This window comes from Leptospira kemamanensis (genome assembly GCF_004769665.1).
Taxonomy (GTDB): domain Bacteria; phylum Spirochaetota; class Leptospiria; order Leptospirales; family Leptospiraceae; genus Leptospira_A; species Leptospira_A kemamanensis.
Genome location: NZ_RQGG01000036.1, coordinates 20773 through 45150 on the forward strand (window position 1 = coordinate 20773; position 24378 = coordinate 45150).

At 39.0% G+C, this 24378-nt stretch carries 26 protein-coding genes; 16 read left to right on the forward strand and 10 right to left on the reverse strand.

Annotation, left to right across the window (positions count from 1 at the left end):
• Positions 1-212: 212 nt before the first annotated feature.
• Both EHQ59_RS12855 and EHQ59_RS17730 read right to left on the reverse strand, forming a co-directional pair.
• Complete coding sequence (locus EHQ59_RS12855) at positions 213-1334, reverse strand: hypothetical protein (RefSeq protein WP_135620056.1); 1122 nt, start codon at positions 1332-1334, stop codon at positions 213-215.
• Positions 1335-1364: 30 nt separating this feature from the next.
• A complete protein-coding gene (locus EHQ59_RS17730) occupies positions 1365-1535 on the reverse strand; it encodes a hypothetical protein (protein ID WP_167481410.1) in 171 nt (56 codons plus the stop codon).
• 89 nt (positions 1536-1624) lie between these two features.
• Between EHQ59_RS17730 and EHQ59_RS12860 the strand changes: the two genes are divergently transcribed.
• Complete coding sequence (locus tag EHQ59_RS12860; protein ID WP_244245531.1) at positions 1625-1999, forward strand: TetR/AcrR family transcriptional regulator; 375 nt, start codon at positions 1625-1627, stop codon at positions 1997-1999.
• A gap of 96 nt (positions 2000-2095) precedes the next feature.
• Here the strand turns inward: EHQ59_RS12860 and EHQ59_RS12865 are convergent, their stop codons facing one another.
• On the reverse strand, positions 2096-3295 hold the full coding sequence (locus tag EHQ59_RS12865) for an EAL domain-containing protein (RefSeq protein WP_135620057.1): 1200 nt from the start codon (positions 3293-3295) through the stop codon (positions 2096-2098).
• Between the two features lie 149 nt (positions 3296-3444).
• Here EHQ59_RS12865 and EHQ59_RS17735 point away from each other — a divergent pair, with 149 nt between their 5' ends.
• The 4 genes from EHQ59_RS17735 to EHQ59_RS12880 are packed head-to-tail and all read left to right on the forward strand — an operon-like array spanning position 3445 to position 5345.
• A complete protein-coding gene (locus EHQ59_RS17735; RefSeq protein ID WP_167481408.1) occupies positions 3445-3798 on the forward strand; it encodes a hypothetical protein in 354 nt (117 codons plus the stop codon).
• On the forward strand, positions 3795-4004 hold the full coding sequence (locus EHQ59_RS12870; RefSeq protein ID WP_208652387.1) for an ankyrin repeat domain-containing protein: 210 nt from the start codon (positions 3795-3797) through the stop codon (positions 4002-4004). The genes EHQ59_RS17735 and EHQ59_RS12870 overlap by 4 nt, the downstream gene beginning before the upstream one ends.
• Positions 4001-4714, forward strand: coding sequence for an RluA family pseudouridine synthase (locus EHQ59_RS12875; RefSeq protein ID WP_135620058.1), 714 nt, complete (start codon positions 4001-4003; stop codon positions 4712-4714). Before EHQ59_RS12870 ends, EHQ59_RS12875 begins: the two co-directional genes overlap by 4 nt.
• A complete protein-coding gene (locus EHQ59_RS12880) occupies positions 4704-5345 on the forward strand; it encodes an HAD family hydrolase (RefSeq protein ID WP_135620059.1) in 642 nt (213 codons plus the stop codon). The genes EHQ59_RS12875 and EHQ59_RS12880 overlap by 11 nt, the downstream gene beginning before the upstream one ends.
• A gap of 2 nt (positions 5346-5347) precedes the next feature.
• Here EHQ59_RS12880 and EHQ59_RS12885 read toward each other — a convergent pair whose 3' ends face one another.
• A complete protein-coding gene (locus tag EHQ59_RS12885) occupies positions 5348-6277 on the reverse strand; it encodes a response regulator (RefSeq protein ID WP_135620060.1) in 930 nt (309 codons plus the stop codon).
• Entirely contained in the window at positions 6274-7890 is a 1617-nt protein-coding gene (locus EHQ59_RS12890; RefSeq protein WP_135620061.1) for a sensor histidine kinase, read from the reverse strand. Before EHQ59_RS12890 ends, EHQ59_RS12885 begins: the two co-directional genes overlap by 4 nt.
• A 100-nt stretch (positions 7891-7990) precedes the next feature.
• Here EHQ59_RS12890 and EHQ59_RS12895 point away from each other — a divergent pair, with 100 nt between their 5' ends.
• Both EHQ59_RS12895 and rlmD read left to right on the forward strand, forming a co-directional pair.
• The gene (locus EHQ59_RS12895; RefSeq protein WP_135620062.1) at positions 7991-9064 is read left to right on the forward strand and encodes a quinone-dependent dihydroorotate dehydrogenase; all 1074 of its coding nucleotides are present in this window, start codon (positions 7991-7993) and stop codon (positions 9062-9064) included.
• Positions 9061-10260, forward strand: coding sequence for a 23S rRNA (uracil(1939)-C(5))-methyltransferase RlmD (gene rlmD, locus EHQ59_RS12900; RefSeq protein WP_135620063.1), 1200 nt, complete (start codon positions 9061-9063; stop codon positions 10258-10260). Before EHQ59_RS12895 ends, rlmD begins: the two co-directional genes overlap by 4 nt.
• Here rlmD and EHQ59_RS12905 read toward each other — a convergent pair.
• Genes EHQ59_RS12905 through EHQ59_RS12915 form a run of 3 tightly spaced genes read right to left on the reverse strand, consistent with a single transcriptional unit; the run spans position 10253 to position 13471 of the window.
• Positions 10253-11809 (reverse strand): FAD-dependent oxidoreductase, encoded by a 1557-nt coding sequence (locus EHQ59_RS12905; RefSeq protein ID WP_135620064.1) that lies wholly within the window; start codon positions 11807-11809, stop codon positions 10253-10255. The two genes, rlmD and EHQ59_RS12905, sit on opposite strands and share 8 nt — an antisense overlap.
• 8 nt (positions 11810-11817) lie before the next feature.
• Positions 11818-12339: a hypothetical protein gene (locus EHQ59_RS12910; protein ID WP_135620065.1), complete on the reverse strand. Its 522-nt coding sequence runs from the start codon at positions 12337-12339 to the stop codon at positions 11818-11820.
• Positions 12323-13471, reverse strand: coding sequence for a nitrilase-related carbon-nitrogen hydrolase (locus EHQ59_RS12915; protein ID WP_135620066.1), 1149 nt, complete (start codon positions 13469-13471; stop codon positions 12323-12325). The genes EHQ59_RS12910 and EHQ59_RS12915 overlap by 17 nt, the downstream gene beginning before the upstream one ends.
• An 81-nt stretch (positions 13472-13552) precedes the next feature.
• Between EHQ59_RS12915 and EHQ59_RS12920 the strand changes: the two genes are divergently transcribed.
• From EHQ59_RS12920 to EHQ59_RS12945, 6 genes are read left to right on the forward strand one after another with little or no spacing between them, the layout of a single operon-like run.
• Complete coding sequence (locus EHQ59_RS12920; protein WP_135620067.1) at positions 13553-14761, forward strand: argininosuccinate synthase; 1209 nt, start codon at positions 13553-13555, stop codon at positions 14759-14761.
• A gap of 1 nt (position 14762) precedes the next feature.
• Complete coding sequence (coaD, locus tag EHQ59_RS12925) at positions 14763-15245, forward strand: pantetheine-phosphate adenylyltransferase (protein WP_135620068.1); 483 nt, start codon at positions 14763-14765, stop codon at positions 15243-15245.
• Positions 15246-15263: 18 nt separating this feature from the next.
• The gene (locus tag EHQ59_RS12930; RefSeq protein WP_135620069.1) at positions 15264-17372 is read left to right on the forward strand and encodes a cation:proton antiporter domain-containing protein; all 2109 of its coding nucleotides are present in this window, start codon (positions 15264-15266) and stop codon (positions 17370-17372) included.
• Between the two features lie 42 nt (positions 17373-17414).
• On the forward strand, positions 17415-17828 hold the full coding sequence (locus EHQ59_RS12935; RefSeq protein WP_012387121.1) for a nucleoside-diphosphate kinase: 414 nt from the start codon (positions 17415-17417) through the stop codon (positions 17826-17828).
• Between the two features lie 50 nt (positions 17829-17878).
• Complete coding sequence (locus tag EHQ59_RS12940) at positions 17879-18805, forward strand: polyprenyl synthetase family protein (protein ID WP_208652401.1); 927 nt, start codon at positions 17879-17881, stop codon at positions 18803-18805.
• Complete coding sequence (locus EHQ59_RS12945) at positions 18786-19559, forward strand: TlyA family RNA methyltransferase (protein WP_135620071.1); 774 nt, start codon at positions 18786-18788, stop codon at positions 19557-19559. The genes EHQ59_RS12940 and EHQ59_RS12945 overlap by 20 nt, the downstream gene beginning before the upstream one ends.
• Here the strand turns inward: EHQ59_RS12945 and EHQ59_RS12950 are convergent.
• The gene (locus tag EHQ59_RS12950; protein WP_135620072.1) at positions 19556-19921 is read right to left on the reverse strand and encodes a response regulator; all 366 of its coding nucleotides are present in this window, start codon (positions 19919-19921) and stop codon (positions 19556-19558) included. The genes EHQ59_RS12945 and EHQ59_RS12950 overlap by 4 nt on opposite strands.
• 49 nt (positions 19922-19970) lie before the next feature.
• On the opposite strand from EHQ59_RS12950, the gene EHQ59_RS12955 reads away from it, so the two are divergent.
• Complete coding sequence (locus EHQ59_RS12955; protein WP_135620073.1) at positions 19971-20204, forward strand: ferredoxin; 234 nt, start codon at positions 19971-19973, stop codon at positions 20202-20204.
• Here the strand turns inward: EHQ59_RS12955 and EHQ59_RS12960 are convergent, their stop codons facing one another.
• Complete coding sequence (locus EHQ59_RS12960; RefSeq protein ID WP_244245532.1) at positions 20205-21074, reverse strand: alpha/beta fold hydrolase; 870 nt, start codon at positions 21072-21074, stop codon at positions 20205-20207.
• A 1-nt stretch (position 21075) separates the two neighbouring features.
• Here EHQ59_RS12960 and EHQ59_RS12965 point away from each other — a divergent pair, with 1 nt between their 5' ends.
• Positions 21076-22869 carry an ATP-binding protein gene (locus EHQ59_RS12965; protein ID WP_135620074.1) on the forward strand — a complete coding sequence of 598 codons (1794 nt, stop codon included), beginning with the start codon at positions 21076-21078 and terminating at the stop codon, positions 22867-22869.
• Entirely contained in the window at positions 22862-24373 is a 1512-nt protein-coding gene (locus EHQ59_RS12970) for a hybrid sensor histidine kinase/response regulator (RefSeq protein ID WP_135620075.1), read from the forward strand. The genes EHQ59_RS12965 and EHQ59_RS12970 overlap by 8 nt, the downstream gene beginning before the upstream one ends.
• Positions 24374-24378 lie beyond the last annotated feature (5 nt).

A 24378-nucleotide genomic window follows, 5' to 3' on the forward strand; every position in this document is an offset into this window, starting at 1 on the left:
AGAACGGACCCCAAATGGGAATTCTGGGGAATTCTTAATTCTCGACAATAGTCTACTAAAAAAAGGAAGGAAATCTTACTGTCGAGTTTGAAATTTTGGGAGAGAAAGGAACGAATTGCTTTTTTTCCCCTGGGTGGCAGGGGAAAATTGAGGAAAGTGATCCAATTTGGATAATGTTTTGGTATCCGAGGATCCCTAGGTATCGGAATCCTTTATTGGTTTAACGGCTCATTGCAGATTTCAGAGTCGGGTTTTTCAAACGTCACCTTGGCTTCTGAAAAGTTTTGATTGAGAATGACATCTCCTGGAAAACGAATTTGAATCACTTCACCAGCGGTCCAACATTGTTTATCAACATATTTGTCTTCAAAACAATCACAACCACAAGATTGAGTAGTATAGTTTAAAAACACTGTATACTCTTTCGTTTCCTTGTTATACTTTTGATACCAAGCATCAAAAATGTGAGTCGTATATTCATCGCCGGTTTTATAATAGAGATCACCTGAGATTTCAGATTTATCAGCTTTGATGATTTTATTATTTTTAAAAAAGTAATGAATGATGGCCGGGTCATCAATTGTATAATCATATATGTTGTGAATTGGATCATATCCACCTTTTCCAAATTTCAAAGCTAAGTAAACACCTGCTTGTTTCGCAGAATCAGAAGAATATTTATCAATGATCTCTGTTGCCTTTTTTGCTAAAGTGGATGTGAAAAGTTTCATTTTCTCTGCACCATCAAATACTTTGGGAAGTTGTTTGGATTTGAAATGAAATTCTTCTCCGCTATCAGCGATCAGTTTAAACAAAAGAGAATCTTCATTAGGCACTGACTGAATTTTTTTGATTTTCCACTCTGCATTGGAAAGAAACGAAAAACGAAGAGAAACTTGTCTTGGTCTCTTAATAGAGAGCGTCCAATTCTTTTTTGTGAGAGTGATGGTTTCGGCATTCGGAACGATTTCACTTGGAGGAAGTGGATCAAAAACAAATTCTCCCGCCTCCATGATTTTTTGAAATGCTAACTCTTGCAAATAGGGAATTTCAGAAAAGGACTCAAATTGATTCGAGATTTCTTGATTACTTCTTTCAATATGGAACAATAAATCAAGTTGTCTTGTTATATAGTTCTGATATGCGGATTGGATTTTTGGTTCATTGAGAATGTCTGCATCAATTGGATGTTTCACAATAAAAGATTCCATTTCGGATGGATCTTTTAATTCACTTACATATTTTAAACTTTTATGGGTTCGGGATAAAACTTTGGAAAATTCGGGATCAAAGACTTTATTTTTCCAAATTTCGAATAAATAATAAAGATTCACAAAGGATTCTTCACCTAACGATTCGTTTGTCTAGATCCAATCTTTAAACACTTCTTTATTAAAACCAGAGATAGGAACTTCTGCATCATTCTGCGTTAAAAATTGTAAGGTTTCCACTGCTGATTTTACATTGGTTTGCAGAATAAAATACCCGTTTGGACCATAAGAAGGATTTTCTCCATAAGAGAATTTGGAATTCATTAAAAAAGTACCTCTTGAAAGAAGTGCTTTTCCCTCTGGACATTTCCATTCCCCTAAACATTTGATTTGGGTTTGGATAGGTATCTCAATTGATCGAAAAGGCTTCTAAATTGAACAAAAGTGAAGAGATCTTGTCAGCTGCACTCGAGTTGTTTACAGCAAAAGGTTTTGATGGAACGGCAGTACCCCTCATCGCGGAACGTGCCAATGTTGCGGCTGGAACGATTTATCGATATTTTGCAAGTAAAGAAGAACTCGTAAATTCCCTCTTTCAAAAATGGCAAGAAAATCTATTTCAGAAAATCAAAGAGAATGTTTCCATAACACGCGAACCAAAGGAACAATTCCATCAAATATGGAAATCCATGGCTGAATTCCAAAGAGAAAACCCAGTCGCATTTGATTTTTTAGAAATGCAATACAACCTTCCCTATTTAGATAAAAAAAGCATCTCGAAACGGTAAAATTAAATTGGATGATCAATTTTTAAAAGAAGCAGAAGATCTACTTTGGAATGCAATCAAACTTCCTTCCTAAAACTGATTTATCACTTTGAAAGATTAACCTTCTTCTAAAACCAAATCCACAAAAAAGGAATAACCCATTTCGTTGACATGGGAAAACACAATCACTTTCTTTTTTAGCGTTTTATCCCAATACGGGTCACTCACTTGCCAGTTGCCTGAATCACGAAACACTTGTTTGACGTGTTTATAAAAAAATGGCATATAAGACCAGTTTTTCTGTAAAAAACTCATATTTTCTACAAATCCAGATTCACTGGTTCTTTCATAATAAGGAGATACTTGAGTTCCTTGCCAATCGGTGACATATACTCTTTGGATGAGAGGATCCAATTTAAAAAAACTTTGTGGGTCAATGATCACACGATCTCCTAAGGTGATCGTTTTTAAAGGAAGAGTCGTCAATTTGGATTTGATTTGTTTTTCAAATTCAATTTCTTTTGCGACTTCATTTCGTTTTGATTCGTGATACAAATGTAAGTGAGGAACGACAACATCTTTTATGATTTGTTTGTCTTCTCTGTATTGCAATGGCCTTCCTAAAAAATAACCTTGCAAAAATGTTGCACCGGAACTTACAGCTTGGTACAATTCCTCTTCTGTTTCAATGCCTTCAAATAATAACTGGGATCCAATGCTGAGTGAAATTTGTTTGAGGTATTCTAAGATGGATTGGTATTCCCTTTTTTCAATGGACTTTTTTAAGTGATTCAAATCAATTTTGATGATATCGGGTTTGATCGCACCTAACCTTTCTAAGTTGGATGATTCAGATCCAACATCATCTAATGCAATGCGAAATCCTTGTTCTCTAAGTAACTCCACTCCAGCAGCAAGAACATCCGTTCCATAACTTCCCGATTTTTCAGTGATCTCCACAACGATTCGATCCAAAGGAATTCCCGATTCCTGAACAATCTCCGCAATGGGAAGTGAATTCCCCTTACTCTCTTCATATTCCAAAATCACCTGATCAGGTGACATGTTCACAAAGAGTTGGTCACTCGTATCTTTGATATTTGTTAGAGAAAGTCGAAGTAACTCTCGATCAATCATTGTCATTCGCAGGGGAGTGACATGTGGATCTAAAAATTCGGGAACAACGACAAGTGATCCTTTCTCATCTCGCACTCGCCCTAAAGATTCGTAACCGATGACCGTCTGCTCTTCCACAGAGAAGATGGGTTGAAGTAATGGGACATATTGTTTAGGTTTTGTTTCTTCGATGGCGTTCACAGTGAAGTCCCCTTTTCCAATTTCTGTTTTAACAGATATTTATTCAATAAATTAAACATTTTTCAGGCGAATCTCGTTCCGTTTTCAGGAGAATTTCCAGTTTCAGAGAAGTCTTGACCCCGTTTTCACTTTCCCTTAGACTCTCGCGGATGCGATACAACACCTTCCTTCTACTATTCTTCCTATCCTCACTCGCGATTGGGGCCCAGTCTCTTGCGAAATTCCCAACCATTCCTAAGGAAGGTGCGGAGGTCACAAACCCGAGTCGATCCTGGCAAATCCAAAACACCATCACTCCCGAGATCGATGGCCAAACTATCTATAGCATCCGTTACCATACGGATGGAAAATCAGCCATCCTGGGAACATCAGATTTTTACCTCTATCGTATCAGTTTGTTAGATGGAAGTATGCTTTGGAAAACAGAAGCAAAGATAATGTACCAAAAGGAATTTGATGGACCAAAATACAAAGATCAGTCCTGTGCTAGAAAATCCTTTTGAGTGTCGAAACTGATATCGATGGTTGGGACAAATATGGTGCCACTCAATTACAAAGTGCCATCTTAAATGAAAAATATGAACTCATCCAACTCCTACTCGACGCCGGTGCGAATCCGCAAAAAAAAGACAAATGGGGGAAATCTGCGATTGAGTTTGCCGAAAGACAAAACAATCCCAAAGTTTTAAAACTCCTAAAGAAAGAATGAAACAAAAAACAAACACTCGGTTTTTACCAAAAGGTTTGAGCATTTTACATGAAGACCGAGACATCCTCGTCGTTGATAAACCGGCTGGACTACTCACCATTGCAACTGATTCTGAAAAATCAAAAACTGCTTACGCTTCCCTTATGGATTATGTAAAAAAAGGAAGTGATCGTTCCAAAAATCGAATTTTTATCGTTCACCGATTGGATCGTGATACTTCTGGTGTTTTGGTATTTGCTAAAACAGAAATCGCCAAACAAACATTACAAGAAGATTGGGACAAAACCAAAAAAGTTTATATCGCAGTTACACATGGAATCTGGAAACTCAAACAAAGTTCCATCCAATCGTATTTAACAGAGTCCAAAGCCCACCGCGTTTATTCTGTTGATGATCCCAAACTCGGAAAGTTTTCCGAAACCAAATACAAAGTGTTAAAAGAATCCAATTTGTATTCCCTTCTCGAAATTGATCTCATCACTGGTCGAAAAAATCAAATTCGCGTACATTTTGCAGAAAAAGGTCATCCCATTGTCGGAGATACCAAATATGGAAACGAAACAAAATCCTTTCCAAGAATGGCACTTCATTCCCTTTCCATTACCTTGACTCATCCGTTTCAAAAAAAACCATTCACATTTACGACCAAAATTCCCAATTTTATCACGGGACTTGTGGGTGGTTACGAAAGGATAGAAGATGAAACATAAAGGATTTATTTTTGATATGGATGGAGTGGTTGTAAACAATCACAAATTTCATTTTAAAGCATGGATGGAATTTTCAAAAAAATACAAATTCCCTCTCGATGCCCAAATCTACCGTGATACGTATAATGGAAAAACCAATGCTGATTTATTCCAAATGATCTTTGGAAAGATCACACAAGAAGAAATCCAAAACTATGGTGCCGAAAAAGAACACTTATACCAAACCTTATACAAACAGGAAATGAAACCACACAAAGGAATTCTCGAATTCTTTCAGTATTTAAAATCCAAACCAGTAAAGTTAGCGCTAGGAACTTCTGCTCCAACGATGAATGTGAATTTCACCTTGGACAATTTGAACTTACGATCCTATTTTGATGTGATCATTGATGGTTCCATGGTGACCCATGGCAAACCTCATCCCGAAGTGTACGAACTCTGTGCCAAAGGTTTGAACCTTAGTCCAAAAGATTGTATTGTCTTAGAAGATTCGATTGCAGGTTTACAATCAGGGAAAGCAGCAGGATGTTCTATTTTAGGGATTGCCACTTCTCACACGAAAGAAGAACTAAAACCTCATGTGGATCAAATCATTTCTGATTTTACCGATCCACTCGTGTTTACTCTATAAAATTATTCCTGAAAGTCTGTGAGTAAATTACTGGTTTTGCTCGTTAAATCAATGCGAATGATCGCAGTTCTTCCTTCATCGATGTAAGTGAGATCATCAAAAGATAATTTTTTTGCCATAAAGATCCCACGACCGTGCGTTTTGAACGCATTTTTCGTCATTGCTTCAATCGACAAATACCGTTTCCAATCAAATCCTTTCCCTTGGTCACTGATGCGAATTTCAATCCGCTCCAAGTTTCGTTCGAACGTCACCTTTACAAATTTGTCTTTGTATTCCGGTGTATCGAGCCTACGAAAGATTTCTTCCATCAATTTGTCATTATCATGGAGTTCCGATTTCTCTTGGTACGAAATTCCTAAGTTTCCATGTTCGATCGCATTGTTTAGAATCTCCATGATCCCAGTTAACACACGTTCGGGATCAGGACATGCATTGGCAAGTAATGGCGCCAGTTCATGAGATTCACGGATCGATCTAATCCGAAATTCACCAGTGATCATGTGCCGAAGAGCACCCATTCCTTTGTGAAGGTCTTCTTTGGCTCGTTGTAATTTGATAAAATGTTCAACAGCTGTTTGCACAATTCGAACGAGAAGTGCACGCGAATATGGTTTGGTTAGATAATAAAAAGCGCCTGCATCCAGTCCCTCTGTCATATCAGTGATGGAACTCATGGCCGTTTGAAAGATGACAGGGATATCACGGTATTTTTCAGAACGTTTGATCTTTTTTAAAAGTTCGATCCCATCCATCTTTGGCATCAAACGATCCAAAATGATGGCATGAAACAACATGGACCCTGAATTTAAAATTTGGAAGGCTTCTTCGCCATCCTTTGCTTTGACAACAGTGAATCCTTTGTCTGATAAAGATTCGTCAATGATCATTAGATTGATCATCTCATCATCAACAGCGAGTAAATTGATCATCGAATTCCTTCGCGGGAACTAGGTATTAACATGGTAAAAACTGCTCCCTTATCTTCATGATTTTCAGCATATAACAATCCATTGTGATCATTTACAATTTCTCTAGAAATCGACAAACCAAGTCCAGTCCCTTTTGTACCAGCTTTCACTTGTTTGGATTGGATGAATTTTTCAAAAATTTTATCGAGATCCTCTGGTGGAATTCCAGGTCCAAAGTCCCGGATTTGTATCCCAATTCCTTCCACATAAGACTGAGATTTTCTTGGAATAAATTCTCTTTTTATCAAATTGATCTCAATATTAGTGTCATTTGGAATGAATTTTAATGCATTGGAAATGATATTTCGAATCACTTGTTGGATTCTTTCATAATCAAATTCAGCTTCCCAACGTTCTTCCTTATTCAGTAAAACAACTGTGATCCCTCTTTTTTCCAAAATCGCCCGCATTTCATTGATCACAAATTTGGTTGTTTCCTTTAAACAATTTCGTTCAAAGAGATAACGCATTTTTCCCGATTCCAATTTGGCGATATCCAAAAGATTTTCAAGAAGGGCGAGTAGTCGTTTCCCAGAGGAATCAATGATCTGAAAGTATTCTCTAATTTTTTCTGGGGGAACGCTCGCTGATTTTTCTTCTCCCAGTTCCGCATAACTTAGAATTGCATGAATTGGAGTTTTGAGTTCATGGGAAATATTGGCAAGAAAGAGTGACTTCATATAGGAAGCCTCTTCTGCAATATTTTTGGACATTTTTAAGTCCATGGTTTGCCGTTCGACCAACTCTTCTAGGTGATTTCTATATTGGTATAGTTCTTCTTCTTGGAGTTTTCTTTGGCTGATGTCACGAAGAATTCCCGTAAACATTTTTCCAGTTTTGGTTTTGAATTCTCCCACAGAGAGCTCACATGGAAATACTTCGCCTGACTTTCGTTGTGCGATTACTTCTCGTCCTTCACCAATAATATGTTTTTCGCCTGTATCTTTATACCGCTTTAGATACCCATCATGTTTGTCTTTATATTCTTGTGGGATGATGATGGTTACATTTTTCCCAATTACTTCTTCTTGTTTGTAACCAAAAGTATTCTCTGCTGTTTTATTAAAAAACTGAATGATCCCTTCGTCATTGATGATCACAATCGAATCCGCTGCATTTTGTGCCATGGAAAGGAATCTAGATTCACTTTCTAAAAACGCATTTTCTAAACGTTTGCGTTCGGTAATGTCACGATGGTTGGACATAATATATCCATCATACAAAACAACAAACCGCACTTCCACATGACGAATATTAGGTTCTTCGCCATAAGAATATTCTTTCCAAAAAACCAAACTTTTTTTGTCAGATAAGTATTCGAGTGCTTCGGATGTAATTTCTCGTAAATAAGGAGGAAGGCCTACGCTTATGTGTTGTCCTAGAAGCAGTTCCGGTTTGTCACCGATATTCACAAACCGAGAAGTTTTATAATCTACGATGATTCCATCTCGATTGATTTTGAGCCAGAAGTCTGGGTTTGACCTCAGTAAATTTTCTAATTCCCGAAGGACCTCTTCATGAGGAAAGGCAGATGGATTTTGCCAAATACGAGAGATTGGGGAATTAGATGGCATCAAGTACTGTCCTTGGAAGGAATATAGGAAACATTGTTATTTTCGGAAAGAAATTGTAAGAAATCGCGGGGAAAAAAGAATCAACGTAAGGATTTTTCCCTTGGTTTATCATCACCTAATCAAACCCATTCTATTCCATTTAGACCCTGAATCGGCACACCATTTAGTCGCTACCTTTCTTTCTTTATCCAAAAAAATCCCCTTTTTTCATAAGACCCTGAGTGCCATCTTCCAATATTCTTCCAAACGATTGGAACAAACCATCCAAGGCATCCATTTTCCAAATCCAGTGGGTCTTGCTGCTGGATTTGATAAAACAACTGAATTATTTCCCACAATGATCCATATGGGATTCGGTTTCATTGAAGTAGGAACGATCACAGCCAAAGCGCAACTAGGAAATCCAAAACCAAGACTCTTTCGTTACCCGCAAATCAAAGCCCTTGTGAACCGAATGGGTTTTAACAATCCTGGGGCAGATCTTGCAGAACTTCACCTAAAAAACCAAAAGAAGTGTGGTGTGAGAGGAATTAACGCAGGAAAAAGCAAAGTCACCGCTTTGGAAGATTCCGTACGTGATTACGTGTATACGTTTCAAAAATTACTCCCTTATGGCGATTATGCGGTCATCAACATCAGTTCACCGAACACTCCTGGTTTACGTTCTCTCCAAACCAAACAAAGTTTGATCGATTTAATCGAAGGAATTCAAAAAGAATTTCAGAACGCATTTCCCATTCCTTTGTATTTAAAATTTGCACCTGACTTATCGGAAGAAGAACTCATCGAAAATCTGAAAGTTTGTTTAGATTACAAAATTAGTGGAGTTATCTTAACGAATACCACTCTCGATAAACAAGTATTAGGTGAAACGAATCCACCAGAAGGTGGTTTATCAGGTAGTCCTTTATTTCAAAAATCACTTCGTTTTGTTTCCCTTGCTTACAAAACCTTACAAGGGAAAATTCCCATCATCGGTGTGGGTGGAATTGATTCTGGAGAAAAAGCTCTGCAGATGATGGAAGCAGGTGCCAACCTCATCCAAATTTATACAGGTTATATTTATGAGGGTCCTTTTTTACCCTATCAAATTTGTTCCTACTTAGACAAAGTAGTGAAAGAACGTGGATATAAGTCCATTGACCAACTGGTTGGTTCAGGAAATACGAAATGACAACAACAAAACCAAACAATACCATTTGTACCCACTTTGGTACTTGTGGTGGTTGTAATTATCTCGACATCGATTACACAAAAGAACTGAGAAAAAAAGAACAAAACATCAAAGAACTTTTTAAAGAGTATCGCCACGTAGAATTCAAAACCATTGTTCCTAGTCCCTCCCCCGAATACTACCGTCACAAAATCCAATTGCCCTTTGGCCGCCGCATTGTGGGGAACAAAACCTTACTCACTCTTGGACTCTTTAACCGCGAATCCACCTTTGTCCTCGACCAAACAGAATGCCAAATCCAAGACCCAGGACTCACAGAAGTTGCCCTCGCCGTCAAACAATGGGCTAGGCGAGAAGGACTTCTTCCTTATAATGAAAAATCACGCCGTGGAATGATGAAGTACCTGGTAGCAAGAAAGTCTATCTCCACAGGAGAGATCATTCTTGGGATTGTCACTGCGAAAGAAGACCTTCCTCATGCCAAAGATGCTTCCAAAAGACTTCACACAGCCATCCAAAACCGAATTGGGAAATCAGGAAAGTTTGGAAAACTTGTGGGAATCATTCACAACATCAACACTAAACACACAACGATGGCACTTGGACGCGAAGAACATTTGTTATGGGGTAGACCATATATCCACGAACATTTTGGAAAACACAAATTCCGTGTAGGTCTTTCCACCTTTTTACAAGTGAATCCCATCCAAACACCGAGTTTGTACAATTTGGTGTTAGACGAAATGGAAAAAGACACACGTGTCATCGATGCCTATTCTGGGATTGGAACTATTTCCTTTTGGATCGCAGGCCAATGTAAGGAAGTCCTGGGGATTGAAGAAAATCCAAACTCACATAGAACTGCGTTAGAATCCGTGAAGTTCAATAAAGTGCATAATGTTCGTTTTCGCAAAGGTCGGGTGGCAGAAGTGTTACCAACTCTGTATGGAAAAAATTACGACACAATCATCCTCGATCCACCACGGACAGGTCTTGGTGCGGACGTAGCAGAAACCATCCTTGGATTGGGTTTTAAAAAAATTGTCTATGTATCGTGTGATCCAATGAGTCTCAGAGAAGATACAAACCTTCTCACGAGACAATACTTTCTGAATTCCTTGCAACCGGTGGACATGTTCCCAAGAACAGACCATGTGGAAACCGTAGCAGTGTTCCGGAACAAAAACCTCATATAACGTCTGCTATAAACTCCGAAGCTTTTTTACTAAATGCCATAATGGTAAAACTTGGATCCACGCTGACACCAGTGGGAAAGACAGAAGAGTCGGCCACAAACAGATTTTGAAATCCGTGCACTTGGTGTTTGGAATTCACAACGGAAGTTTCACTCGATTTTCCCATCCGACAACCACCAGCGGGATGAGGAGCTGCCATCGGAAACTCTGCGGGCCTCCAAGCAAGTGCATCGATCTCTTCTTTTTTAGGTAACTTGGTGAATTTGCGTAGTTTCATTCCTGCAAGGAAAACCTCTTTGGCGCCTGCTTCAAAATTCAATTTCATCTGTTTGTAAGTTAGATCACTAAAGATTTGTTTGGTGATCTTTCCAAAGGGATAGTTTACTTTTGTTTTTCCAAATAAATCCACTTCAATGGAGCCAAGTTCTCCTTCCACATCATCAATCCAACCAATGGTTCCACCCAAATACTCAAGTTGTTTCATATAACGAAAGTGGTCTTTTCCAAAACTAGGAAGTAAAGCAGCAAGAGTGGCTGGTTGCAATTGGTTTGGCATCAACATATACCCACCTTCTTTGTAAGAACCATTTTGAAATTTTGCCAAACGAAAGCCTTCCACTCCGTACGCCGCAGGGATATTTCGCCATTGAACAATTGGTTCTTCATAGAGTGCGTGCACCATGGGGGAAGGATTGATCGCTAAAAATTTTCCGAGTGCTGGCAGTCGTTTTTTCAGACCATTTTTCAGTAAAAACTTACTACTGCCAAAACCACCAGCCGAAACACAGACTGCCTTTGTTTGGAACCGAAGTTTGGTTTGTGTGGGTCTTAGAGTTCGTCTGTCTATCACTACAGCCACAAGTCCCTTCACTTGGTTCCCCACAATCTCCAATCGTTCTGCTCGTAAATCTGTATAGACATCGGTTCCCATTCGGACAGCACTTGGAATGTGTGTGATGAGTTGCGATTGTTTGGCACCAAAGAGACATCCTTGCATACAATGCCCTGACTTTTGGCAATTTTTTCTGGCTTGGGGAACATTGTGACCTTCCCAACCTAATCGTTGTGATGCGTTCCGAAACAAACGATTCATTGGATTGAAGTATTCTTCCGTGGCAGGTGTGACATGTAAGTCCGTTTCCAACTCATTCCAATACGAAGCCAAGTCTTCAGGAAGGTGGTGTTCGATGCCATACTTCCGATTCCACAACAGTAGGCGATCTTCGGGAGTGCGGTAACTATCAGCCCAGTAGTGAACGGATGCTCCCCCTAAATTATTTCCATAAACCAAATTGATCCCACCATCACTTGTGGTGTGAAAATTCCGTTCGGCGGACACTTTCCCTGCCATATTCAATTCGTTATTATCAAAGGTTCCTGTGTGGTAATTCCCACCTTGTTCCAGAAGTGCCACTTTGATTCCTTTTTTGGAAAGTTCATAGGCCATGGTGGCACCACCACAACCAGACCCAATCACGACGACATCGACTGTGATCACTTCCCCTGGTTGGTAACTTTTGAAATCCCGATAGATCCCTGTTTTTTTCATCTTAACCCTTAATTTCCTTTGAGTAAGTTTTGGTAGTGGAGGCGAGCTTCACTCCATTTCTCTGGGGGATTGGCAAAGGGACCCGGGTAAGAAATGGAATCCCAAGTGGACTTATGACCATAGTATACAAGGCAAACCAAAAGTTTTAAGTTCCCAATCACAGCACGAACTACATCCGAATCTGTATCAGACACAGTTTCTAAGAATGAAATGCGATCTTCTGGTTCCATATTGGAAAAACACCGAAACCTGCCGTATAAAAATGGTAAGTATTCCAAAACCATAACAGCAGAGTGAAAGTCTTCCTGGATTTCTTCCGAAACAAAATACAACTCTTCATCCAATCTTCGCATAACATTCGCTTCTTCTAAGTTAGGCATACTTGATTCATGGATTGGCAATACCACTTCAGAAAAACGAGTGAGTGTTCTGATTTCAGAATCGCTAAAGTAACAATATTTGAGTTTTGATTTGATTCCCGCACAAAAAAGAAGGAATGCAAGAAATGACTTTCTAGAGATAGAATACATACAACCTACCTTGGATTTTTTCTTCTTTGACCAAATTGTTGACTGGTTTTCCCATCAGTTGGAAAAAAGCATCTCCACCAGCTGTCATATCCCAAATCTTTCCCCGAAAAAACACATTGATCCCGAGTTTGACCTTGGGGTTCTTTAAACGGCCTAACATCGCATATCGTTTCCATGCTGTTTTTTCCGTTATGCTACCAATATCTTTTCCTGAAACATCTTTGGGATTCGCATAACCGTTGTAACCATTCCATTTTTCCAACCAGGCTTCATTAGGTGCGACAAAGGATGGAACCACCAAAATTTCTGCTTCTGAATTTTCGAGTGCTTCATACACTTCTGGAAACCAAGAATCAGCACAAACCATTGTATACAATTTCCCAAGAGAGGTTCGGTAAGTTGGATTTTGATTCAACTCACCTTCCGATAAAAATTGTTTTTCCTCTGCGATCGGAAAGAGTTTGCGAACGATTTGTTCATCTACTCTCCCATCTGGATGAAAATAAAAACTTACATTTTCCAAAGAACCATCCGTTGGTGTGATTTTTCCTTCCACCACTTTTGGATGAGGTAACACAATGGAACCCGCCACAATGGCCACACGATACTCCAATGCTAATCGGGAAAATATCCTTTGGTAACGATCAGCCATTTGCCAAGCCTTCATCCGAAAGAGAGTTTCCTTCAGGTGATCTTCTGCATAAGAATTGCTAAAGAGATAATGCCACAGGAAAGAACCAAGGTTTTGTTTTACCAATGTTTCCATGGCTTCGGCAATGGTTTCTTTTTCAAAAATGGATTTGTCTTCCGCTGTGACAACAAGCCAGGTGCCAATGTATTCGGGAAAAACGAGGATGGTTCTGTCGACAAAGATTGCGTCGTTGTCTTTTGCTTTCTCTACGTATTCCCTTACACTTGTATAAAAACTTTCCTCGGATGCGTAACTGTATTTGGTGAGATAGGGTTCGATACCGATGACAGTACCTCGTTTCCCTTTCCCTTCCATCTGCAAATGCAGCTTTGGTTTCGGAAGGAATGAAGAGATTTCGGTTGTTTCCAAGGTTTGTTTTTTGCATTGGATCGTCAAAATCCCAACGGATAGAAAAATCGAAAAAGAGACAAAAAAACGCATCCACCAAATCTATGATAGTAATTCGATTCAGACAATATTTAATTGTGTTCTTGGTTTTTTCTTTTATTTTGACCTTATTCTATGAAAGAGAAACCTGCTCCCAAAAAAATCGTTCTCGCTTACTCAGGTGGACTCGACACCTCAGTCATCCTTGCTTGGTTGAAAGATACCTATGGTTGTGAAGTCATCGCTTTTTGTGCCGATGTGGGTCAAAAAGAAGAACTGACAGGCCTAGAAGAAAAAGGAAAAAACACAGGGGCTTCCAAAGTTTATATCCAAGACTTACGTTTGGAATTTGCACGTGATTTTATTTTCCCTGCCATTCGTGGAAATGCCATTTATGAAATGCGTTACTTACTCGGGACTTCTCTCGCACGTCCTCTCATCGCTAAGGCGATGGCAGAAGTTGCCAAAAAAGAAGGGGCCGATGCGTTTTCCCATGGTGCCACAGGAAAAGGAAATGACCAAGTTCGTTTTGAACTTACTTTCAAAGCTCTTTCGCCTAACTTACAAATCATTGCTCCATGGAGAACATGGAATTTTGGTGGCCGAGCAGATCTTATCGAATATGCGAAGAAAAAAGGGATCCCTGTTCCCGTAACAGCCGCTAAACCTTATAGCATGGATCGAAATCTAATGCATCTTTCCTTTGAAGGGGGAATTTTAGAAGATCCATTCAACGAACCAAAAGAGGATATGTTTATCCTAACTGTTTCGCCAGAAAAAGCTCCAGACAAACCTACCTATTTGGAATTGGATTTTGAGAATGGTGACTGTGTAGCCATCGATGGTAAAAAAATGAATCCACTCGAAGTGATGGAAACCTTAAACGACTTAGGTGGAAAAAACGGCGTGGGTCGTGTAGACATCGTTGAAAACAGACTCGTTGGTATCAAATCTCGTGGTGTATACGAAACACCTGGTGGAACCATCCTCCACATTGCTCACCGTGATTTAGAATCCATCACTCTTGACAGAGACACCCAACACAAAAAAGACGAACTCTCTCAAGAATTTGCCAGATACATTTACAATGGCCAATGGTATTCCAACCAAATGAATGCACTTCGTGCCTATATGGACTACACACAAAAGTATGTGAATGGAACCGTTCGTATCAAATTGTACAAAGGAAATTGTACAGTTGTGGGAAGAAAGTCCAACAAATCCTTGTACAACGCTGGTCTCTCAACGTTTGAAAAGGAAGAACTTTACAACCAATATGATGCCGAAGGGTTTATCAATTTGTATGGCCTTCCAATGAAAGAATGGGCAAGGGTAAATCACTAAGATGAAAAATATCGCCGTATACCCAGGTTCGTTTGATCCATTTACCAATGGACATTTAGACATGATACGGCGAGCCCATCCTCTTTTTGAGGAAATCATCATCGCCGTTGCGATTAATTCCAAAAAAACATCTCTTTTTTCACCGGAAGAACGAGTGGAGATGATTGGAAAGGTTTTCCAAGGTTGGGACAAAATCAAAATTGATTCCTTTGAAGGCCTGACTGTGGATTATTGTAAGGAAAAAAATTCACGAGTCATCCTTCGTGGCCTTCGTGCGGTCACTGATTTTGATTATGAATATGCAATTTCCCTGATGAACAAAAAATTAGCCCCTGAAATTGAAACTTATTTCTTAATGGCAGACAATGAGTACTCTTTTGTGTCCTCCACAATCGTCAAAGAAGTAGCAAGACACGGCAGAGCTGTATCCAATCAAGTACCAGATGTTGTTGGCGAAGCACTTGTGAAAAAATTCTCCGTTTGATCGGAACCTTGAGGGTCTATGAAAACTCGTTCTTCTGTATTTTACGGTTTCACTTTGTTGGTGTTTGGGTCTTTGGGTTATTACCTACTCCAAGCAGGTAGTGCTTTAGAAATCGCAAAAAACCTAACCATCACTGCCAGTGAACATTTAGATACAGAAAACTTCTTCAATCGTTTCCACCATCCCCTCGCATTACTCTTCATCCAAATCATCGTGGTATGTGGGAGTGCTCGTTTAGTTGGATATCTCTTCACAAGAAAGTTGAAACAACCTTCGGTCATGGGAGAAATTGTTGCCGGGATTTTACTCGGACCCTCCCTTCTCGGATACTACTTTCCTGAAACGATGGGATTTTTATTCCCACCTGCAAGCCTTCCTACACTCGGAACCTTAAGCCAAATTGGTCTCGTTTTGTTTATGTTCATCATAGGGATGGAACTTGATCTTTCTGTTCTCAAAAACAAAGCGCATTCCGCAATTATCATCAGTCATGCGAGTATCATTTTCCCTTTCTTTTTAGGGATGACCTTGGCCTATTTTTTTTACACAGATTATGCTCCAGAGAACGTAGGATTTTTATCCTTTTCCCTCTTTATGGGAATTGCAATGAGTATCACTGCGTTTCCAGTTCTTGCACGCATTCTTCAAGAACGAAATCTCACACGGACTCCACTCGGTGCCATGGTGCTCACTTGTGCGGCGGCAGATGACATCACTGCCTGGATCCTACTTGCGATCATTGTGACCATCTCTAAAGCAGGTAACCTCAACACCGCTTTATTTACGATCGGTTTGTCATTTGCTTATATCTTAACTATGATTTATTTGGTGGCGCCCTTTCTCAAACGATTGGGTTCCATTTATATTTCCCGAGAGAACCTAACAAGAACAGCCGTTGCTTTGATTTTAATGATCTTGTTTTTATCCTCTCTCACAACAGAAGTGATTGGGATCCATGCACTCTTCGGTGCCTTCCTAGCTGGTGTGATTATGCCAACAGAAGGGAACTTAAAAAAACTCATTGCTGAAAAGATCGAAGACATCGCTGTCATCTTATTTTTACCCATCTTTTTTGTGATCACAGGACTTCGGACAGAAGTCACTCTTCTCAATGGTTCTCACCTTTGGTTAGTTTTTGGTCTTGTCTTACTTGTAGCAGTTGTCGGTAAGTTCATTGGAAGTGCATTTGCCGCTAAGATCGCAGGTTCCAATTGGGAAGACTCTTTATCCATTGGGGCTCTCATGAATACACGAGGCCTAATGGAACTCGTAGTCCTCAATATTGGTTATGATTTAGGAATCCTCAGTCCCGAAATTTTTGCTGTCTTTGTCCTGATGGCTCTTGTCACCACACTTTCTACAGGACCACTTCTGGATGGGATCCAAAAGTTTTTTGCTAAGACAGCAAATACAAATTATCCTGAGAAACCATCCGATAGCAAACTCCGAGTCTTAGTTGCCTTTGCCCAAGAAAAAATGGGTAAAAGTTTGGTTCGATTTGCATTTTCCCTTTCTGGAAATCAAAAGAAAAACTTAGAAATCATTGCTTTACATATTTCGCCTAACGACTCCCTATCGAACGAAGAAATCAGGAAGTATCGAGATGCAAGTTTTGAAGCGATTCGCCAAACAGGCTCTAGTTTAGGCATCCAAGTCCAAACAGAATACCGCATCACAGACAATGTCACCTATGAAATTGTCAATTTTGCTAAAATCAAACATTCGGACATCCTCCTCATTGGGGCGGCAAAACCATTGTTTTCTCGCAGTTATACGGGAGGGAAAATCAAAGGCATTTTGAACTATTGTCCTGCCACCGTGGGGGTTCTCATTGACAACGGACTCGAATCCATAGAACGAGTGGCCATCCTTTATAAAGGGGACAAAGATCCAATTTTAGGTTTTGCACAAAAGCTCACTTCCTTAAAGGGAATGAAATCAAACAAAATCAAGGTGGAAAACCTCATCCAACCCGAAACGGATTTGAACCCATATCCAATTGCCATCAACCAAATCACAGGGTATTCACTGATTCTCATCGACCTAAATGTTTGGGAAGAGTTAGGTTTTGAAAAAATGGACCTTCTCCCCACTTCTTTTCTTTTGGTACGTTTTTTAACCACCTAAAGATTCGATTGCTTTTTTCGGTTTCTCCAAGCAACTGGAGATATGGAAAGAACTTTTATCATGCTTAAACCCGATGCAGTGAAAAACAAACACATCGGTGACATCCTTCAAAGAATCGAAAAAGAAGGATTTAAAATCCTAGGAATGAAATTCCTAAAACTCAGCCTAGAAGACGCAAAACAATTTTACGCAGTCCATGCGGCTCGTCCTTTTTACAACGACCTTTGCACTTACATGGCATCTGGTCCAATCGTTGCTTGTGCACTAGAACGTGACAACGCAGTGGCACATTGGAGAGATGTGATTGGTGCAACTGATCCAAAAGAAGCAAAAGCAGGAACCATCCGCGCTCTATTTGCAGAAAGCAAAGAAGCAAATGCAGTTCATGGATCTGACTCTGTAGCAAACGCATTACAAGAGATTGCGTTTTTCTTCAAAGGATACGAGCTTAACTAAGCTTCGAACCAAGAATAGATCGGTTCTTACTAAAGAACCGATCTCCTTCCATCGTGCCAAATTCCTTCCCCAACATCTTACAAACTTCCAAACAACTTTTTGATTCTTTTTTTGAATCCTTTACACCAAAACTTTTTTCTCCCAAAACTCGCATAACAGATGCTTGTTTGTATAGCCTACAAGCTGGAGGGAAACGAGTAAGACCTATTTTTGTTCTCAATTCGTTTTTTGGTCCTTCCGAATTACCCAAACATGTTTCGGATCTCAAAAATGATTCGGTATTGTTAGCATCCTTGGCAGTTGAATGCATTCATACGTATTCCTTGATCCATGATGACTTACCAGCTATGGATGACGATGACACACGTCGGGGAAAACCCACTTGTCACAAACAATTTGATGAAGCCACAGCAATTCTGGCCGGTGACACACTCAACTCTCTCAGTTTTTATTTGTTATCCATGATGGAAACAAACGATCCTTTCCTCATTCGCGACTCCATCCAAATCCTCCATGCAGGTGCAGGAATGACTGGTATGATCCAAGGACAAATGGAAGACATCGAAGAAGAAAAAAATCCAAGTACCACGAACCGCGAATCCAAACTCCATTCCATCCATGAAAAAAAGACAGGTGCCCTCATTGAATCTTCCTTTTTATTAGGGAATCGATTACGTCCTGATTGGTCAGAACGAGAGGCCGTACTTTCGCGTTATGCGAAAGAGATTGGACTTTTGTTTCAAATCACAGATGATATTCTCGATGTAGAAGGCAATTTAGAAGAACTTGGAAAAACACCAGGGAAAGATGCAAAAGCAGGAAAATTAACATATCCAGGTTTATTTGGAATGGACAAAGCAAAATCCCTAAGGTCCGAATCAGTAGACAAAGCCATCAGTTTTGCAAGAGAACTTCCCTCTTTACATCATGAATTCTTTTTAGGTTTACCGAAATACATTGCAGAAAGAAAAAATTAGACTCGATGTTTTTCTTGTTCGCGAAGGTTATGCGAAAGACATCAAATATGCCCAATCTTTAATTCTTTCTGGATCCGTCCTCATCAATGATGTAATTGTCTCCAAAGTGGGAACCCTCGTTACACCGAAAGACAAAGTTCGAACCAAAGAAAAAATCAAAACCTATGTGTCCCGTGGTGCTTACAAATTACTTGGGGCATTTGATCATTGGAAAGATATCCAGATCGAAGGAAAAACCTGTTTTGATTTGGGTGCTTCGACTGGCGGATTTAGTCAGGTATTACTCGAAAACGGTGCTTCGAAAGTTTTCGCTATCGATGTGGGTTATGGACAGATGGCTCAAAAGATCGCAAATGATCCTAAGGTGGTCGTCTATGATCGAACCCATTTAAAGGAATTACCAACTCTTCCTCTAGAACCACTCACAAAGGAAACTTGGATCACCATGGATCTAAGTTTTATTTCTCTCATTCCTGTTTTTGGTTATTTACTTCCTCTATTTCAAAAATTTCCGAACATCCATTGGTTCGGGATCACTCTTCTCAAACCCCAATTTGAAGTCCACCCATCCAAACTCGAAAAAGGAATTCTCAAAGATTCGCATGAGATTGGTTATACGATTCGAACGGTTTGGCATAAAATCAAAAAAACTGATCCTAAAATTCGTTTTAAGGGTTTAAAGGAATCTCCTATCCAAGGGGCAGATGGAAATCGTGAATTTTTAATATTTTGGGATAGGAAGGAAGAAGTTTAAGTCATAAATCCAGAGACTGCTTCTTTCAATTGGTCTGTGGAGAAAGGTTTCATGAGATAAGCATACGATGAATTTTGGTTGATACGGTGTTTTGATGTTTCATCTAAGAAACCGGTCAAAAACAAAACTGGAACCGAAAACTGTTCGCGTAAGGATTCTGCTGTTTCGATGCCATCAAGCGATCCCTCTAAGTTGATATCCATTAAAATGAGATCAGGCACTTTTTCTGAAACGATTTGGAACGCTTCATCCCCAGATGGTACAACAGCTATCACATGAAAACCAAAGGATTCGATTTTCTGTTTGATATTGAGTCCGAGGAATGGTTCATCCTCTACGATGAGGATGTTCTTTTTCGTCATATATGCTTTATTTTATAAGGGGGGGTCTGTTAAAAAGTAAAAATACTGTATGGCAGATAAAAGTATCAAACAACCCGAGAATGTACCAGGAAAATACTATGTCGACCAGACTTGTGTTCCCTGCAATGACTGTGTCAAAGAAGCACCAAACCTCTTAGAATACAATGCGGACGAAACGCACATTTTTTTCAAAAAACAACCAACTAACCCAACGGAAGAAAAACAAGCAAAAGCGGCTATGGCCATGTGCCCTGTCGATGCCATAGGGGATGATGGGGAATAGTTAACGTTTGTAAAATTCTCTAATATTGGCGGCCACTACATCAGGTCTTTCTAAATGGATGGCATGGCGAATTTTGGGAATCCAAACCAATTTACTTTTTTTGATATAAGACTTCATTTGCTCCATCATAAATGGTGGAGTGATTTCATCTTCAGCACCTGCCAAAATTAAGGTAGGAATTTGAATCCCTTTCATTTTAGCTCCAAAAAAGATTTCATCTTCTCTTCGTAATGTATTCTCTTGTAAATACTCATTTGGTTTATCATTCCAAATGGTAACAAGTGTATGGCGAAAAAGATAACCTGGCTCCGGAAATTCTTCTCCATACAAATAACGCAAAAGGTAAACCACTTGGCGTTCTGTTTTCGGAAATAAAATCTTACGCATCTTTTCGCGTTCCGGATGTGGGATTCCCCCTGGCGCCAAAAGAACTAACTTTTCCACACGTTTCGCCCGGTCGGCTAAAACCAGATGTTGAGAGATAAGACCACCCATCGAATGACCAACCAAACAAACTTGGTTTAAATCTAAAATCTCCAAACATTCCAAAAGTAAACTTGCCCAAACATCAATTTGATAAAGGTATTTTACGAGAGGTAATTTGCTTTTTCCATATCCAGGCAAATCAAATACAAAGAGTGGATGCCCATCATTTAACAATTCTTTGACGACACGACGAAAGCCAAAACTTTCATCCAGTAAACCATGGAAAAAAACGATTGGTTTTTTGTTCCCATTTCCAAATTTCCAATAAAAAATTTGGTGGCCTCCCATGTTGACATAAGAGGGAATTCCACCCATATTTTTCATTGATTTACGTCTCTGGGACTGATAATTTCGATAAAGGCTTCGGTAAAAAAGTTTAATCATAATGTTGGAAACAAAAATTCACAAGTTATCGGAGTTACTTTCCCATTCCCCTCAAGGATTCCTTTTCGTCGATCTTAAATCCCAGAATATTTTGTTTTGCCATGACATCTTAAAAGAACAACTGGAGATTCAATTTACTAATCCGATACCAATTGATTCCTTCTTGGATCATCCAAATGATTTGATCGCTTATGTATTGGAAAAACAAAACGCAAATTTTCCCTCTCCCGTTGGAATCAAAAAAACAAAGGAAGAGATCATGTTGGCAAACATTCGTTTTTCTTCTGTAAAAGAATTCTTTGATGAAAACACAGACATTTATGTTTTCTACATCGATTGGATCACAAAACCAGATACAAATTCAAACAAAGAAGAAGATGAATTAGAAATTCCGTTTTTAAAAACGGATTCCTTTGGTAATATACTCTATGCCAATCCAAGATTTTTGGATTTTTTTACACTCACGTTAGATCAAATACGGAAAAAATCCATCTTTGAAATTCTTTCCTTATCGGAAGAAACAAAACAAACACTTCTCAAACAAAACACAAAACAAAATTTAGAAATTCAGTCTGGCTTTGGAGAGAAACAGAAGTTTCAACTGCAAAGTTTTCTTACAAATCCAGGAAATCTATCAAAACAAGAAATCAATATTCTTTTGTTAGATCTTTCCATCATTCAACATGCAGAAAAAACAATTAAGTATGGGGAAGATAAACTCAAAACTTTTTTTGCAACGATCAATAATGGGTTTGTGATCGTAAACCAAGAAGCAATCATTTTAGAAGTTGCTCCTATATTTAAATTTTTATTATTCCAATTATTAGCATTTGAAGTGGGCGAAAATATCTTTCACTACTTTGACTTGGAACTCAAAACCAAACTCACATCGGTATTACAAAATTCCATCCAATCACAAACCATTCAAGTGGCCGAATTCGAATATCGTTTATTAGGTGAAGATAAAACTTTTGAAATTAAGTATATTCCTGTCAGAAGACTCGATCCCAATGATAAAAAAGTGATGTTGGTGTTTTCTGATATCACGGAAGCAAAACGATTGGATCGCCAATTGATCGAATCGATGAAATTTGCAAGTATTGGTGAAATTGCAGCGGGACTTGCGCACGAAATTAATAACCCGTTGCAAAGTGCTCTTCTCTATTTGGAAGATTTGATTTCCGTTGATGAAGCTGACCCGAATGAACGAAGGAATATCTTAAAAAAAATTGAATCTGCCAATTTACGAATTCGCGATTTAGTCAAAGCATTACTCGATTTGGGTCGGATGGAAAGTCCACATCGAGATTTTGTATCACCTTATTATATTTTGGTGAGAACAAGTGAGCTTGTGGAAGTCAGTTGTCGAAAAAAAAACATTGAGTTCACTCGCCATGCGGGTCCCAATTTACCTGGAATTTTTGTACGTTGGCAGGAGATCGAACAAGTGTTGATCAATTGTGTGGTGAATGCAATTAATGCTCTATCGGAAATGGAAAATCCACGTAAGAACCCAAAAATAGAGTTGGGAATTGACTTTGTTAAGAGTCAAAACAAAGACTGGGTGGTTTTTTCAGTAGAAGACAATGGGCCAGGAATTGATGATGAGACTTTAGAAAAGGTCTTTTTACCCTTGTTTACCACAAGAAGAAACAAACAAGGAACAGGTCTCGGTCTTTCGATCTCAAAAAAGATCATCGCAGAACATGGCGGTGAAATATATATGAAAACCAAGGAAGGAGTTGGAACAAAAGTAGAAATTTTTCTTCCAGCTCACACAGACGAAAATGGATAAAATTTTAATCATCGATGATGAAGAAGACATTCGGATCGCCTTAAAACGTGTTTTGTCACGAGAAGGTTACCAAATCGAACTTTCTGAGTCGGCCACAAATGCAGTTCAAAGAATTGAATCTGGTGAAACTTTTTCCATTGTTATCTCTGATATTCTAATGTCTGGAATGTCTGGTATTGATTTTACCAAGTTCATCGCTGATAAAAATATCAATTTACCTGTGATACTAATCACTGGTAATCCCAATTTATCTTCTGCTGAAGCCGCGATTCGTTATCATGCTTATGAATATATCTCAAAACCAGTTGATCGAACACAATTATTATCTGTCGTAAAACGTGCGTTAGAAGTAAAAAACCAAAAAGATTCAGACTTAGAAAAGTTAATGTTGTCTGAAAAATTGGAAAAAGCACTTCGTACTCAAAATTTAGACTTAAACAGACAAAACGCTGCCATCTTAAATGCAACCTCAGATGCCGTAATCACAATTAATCACAAGTTAGTAATTGTTTCAGCAAACAAATCTAGTTTTGATATGTTTCGTTATCATTCTCCCCTTGATTTGATTGGACAAAATGTACGAATGTTATTTACCGAGAATAAAATGCAAAAGTACATGAACCAAGTATCCAATGTACTCAGCCAAGAACCAAATAAATCAACTCTACAATTATCAGACGTCACCTTACAAAGATCAGATTCATCAACGTTTCTTGCAGACATTGCCATTTGTTCCTATAGCCTAGATGGTGACTCTTATTACACAGGTGTGATTCGAGATGTGACTCAAAAGAAATTGATGGTAGAACAACTGATTCATTCCGAACGAAGGGCATTTTTGTCAGTGGTTGCTGCCAGTATTGGTCACGAAATCAATAATTCCCTAACCGCCATTCAAGGTTTTGTAGAAATGGCATCGCGTGAAAATGCGGATTTGATGTTAAAAGATCGTGCTTTAAAAGTCACTTTAAACCAAACAGAAAAATTAAGAGCTCTCACTTCCAACTTATTACAATTAGGTAAGTCCGTAAAATCAACCAATGAAAAATTGGAAACCCTAAATTTGAATTCTGAAATCTCTTCGGTATTACAAGTATTCAAAGAGACGGCCAAACTGAAATACTGCCAAATCAAACGAGAAGATTCAGATACAATCATTCCCATCCGAATGAATTCAGACCAGTTTGCTCTTTTGCTTTCCAATATCCTTTTGAATGCAGCAGATGCGACAAACAATATTGGAACCATTGAAATCAAAGCCTACTTTGAAGACAAGAAAGGACACCTAATCGTTACAGATGACGGCGAGGGGATGTCTCCTGAAACTTTGGAAAAAATTTACGAACCATATTTTACAACGAAGGAACTCGGGAAAGGCACTGGGCTTGGAATGTTTGTTGTCAAACAAATCGTGGATAATTTTGAAATCCATTTGGAAATTGATTCTACACCAGGAAAAGGATCTAAATTTCATTTTATTTTTCCAGAGGTTTCCGAAACCTAGTTGGT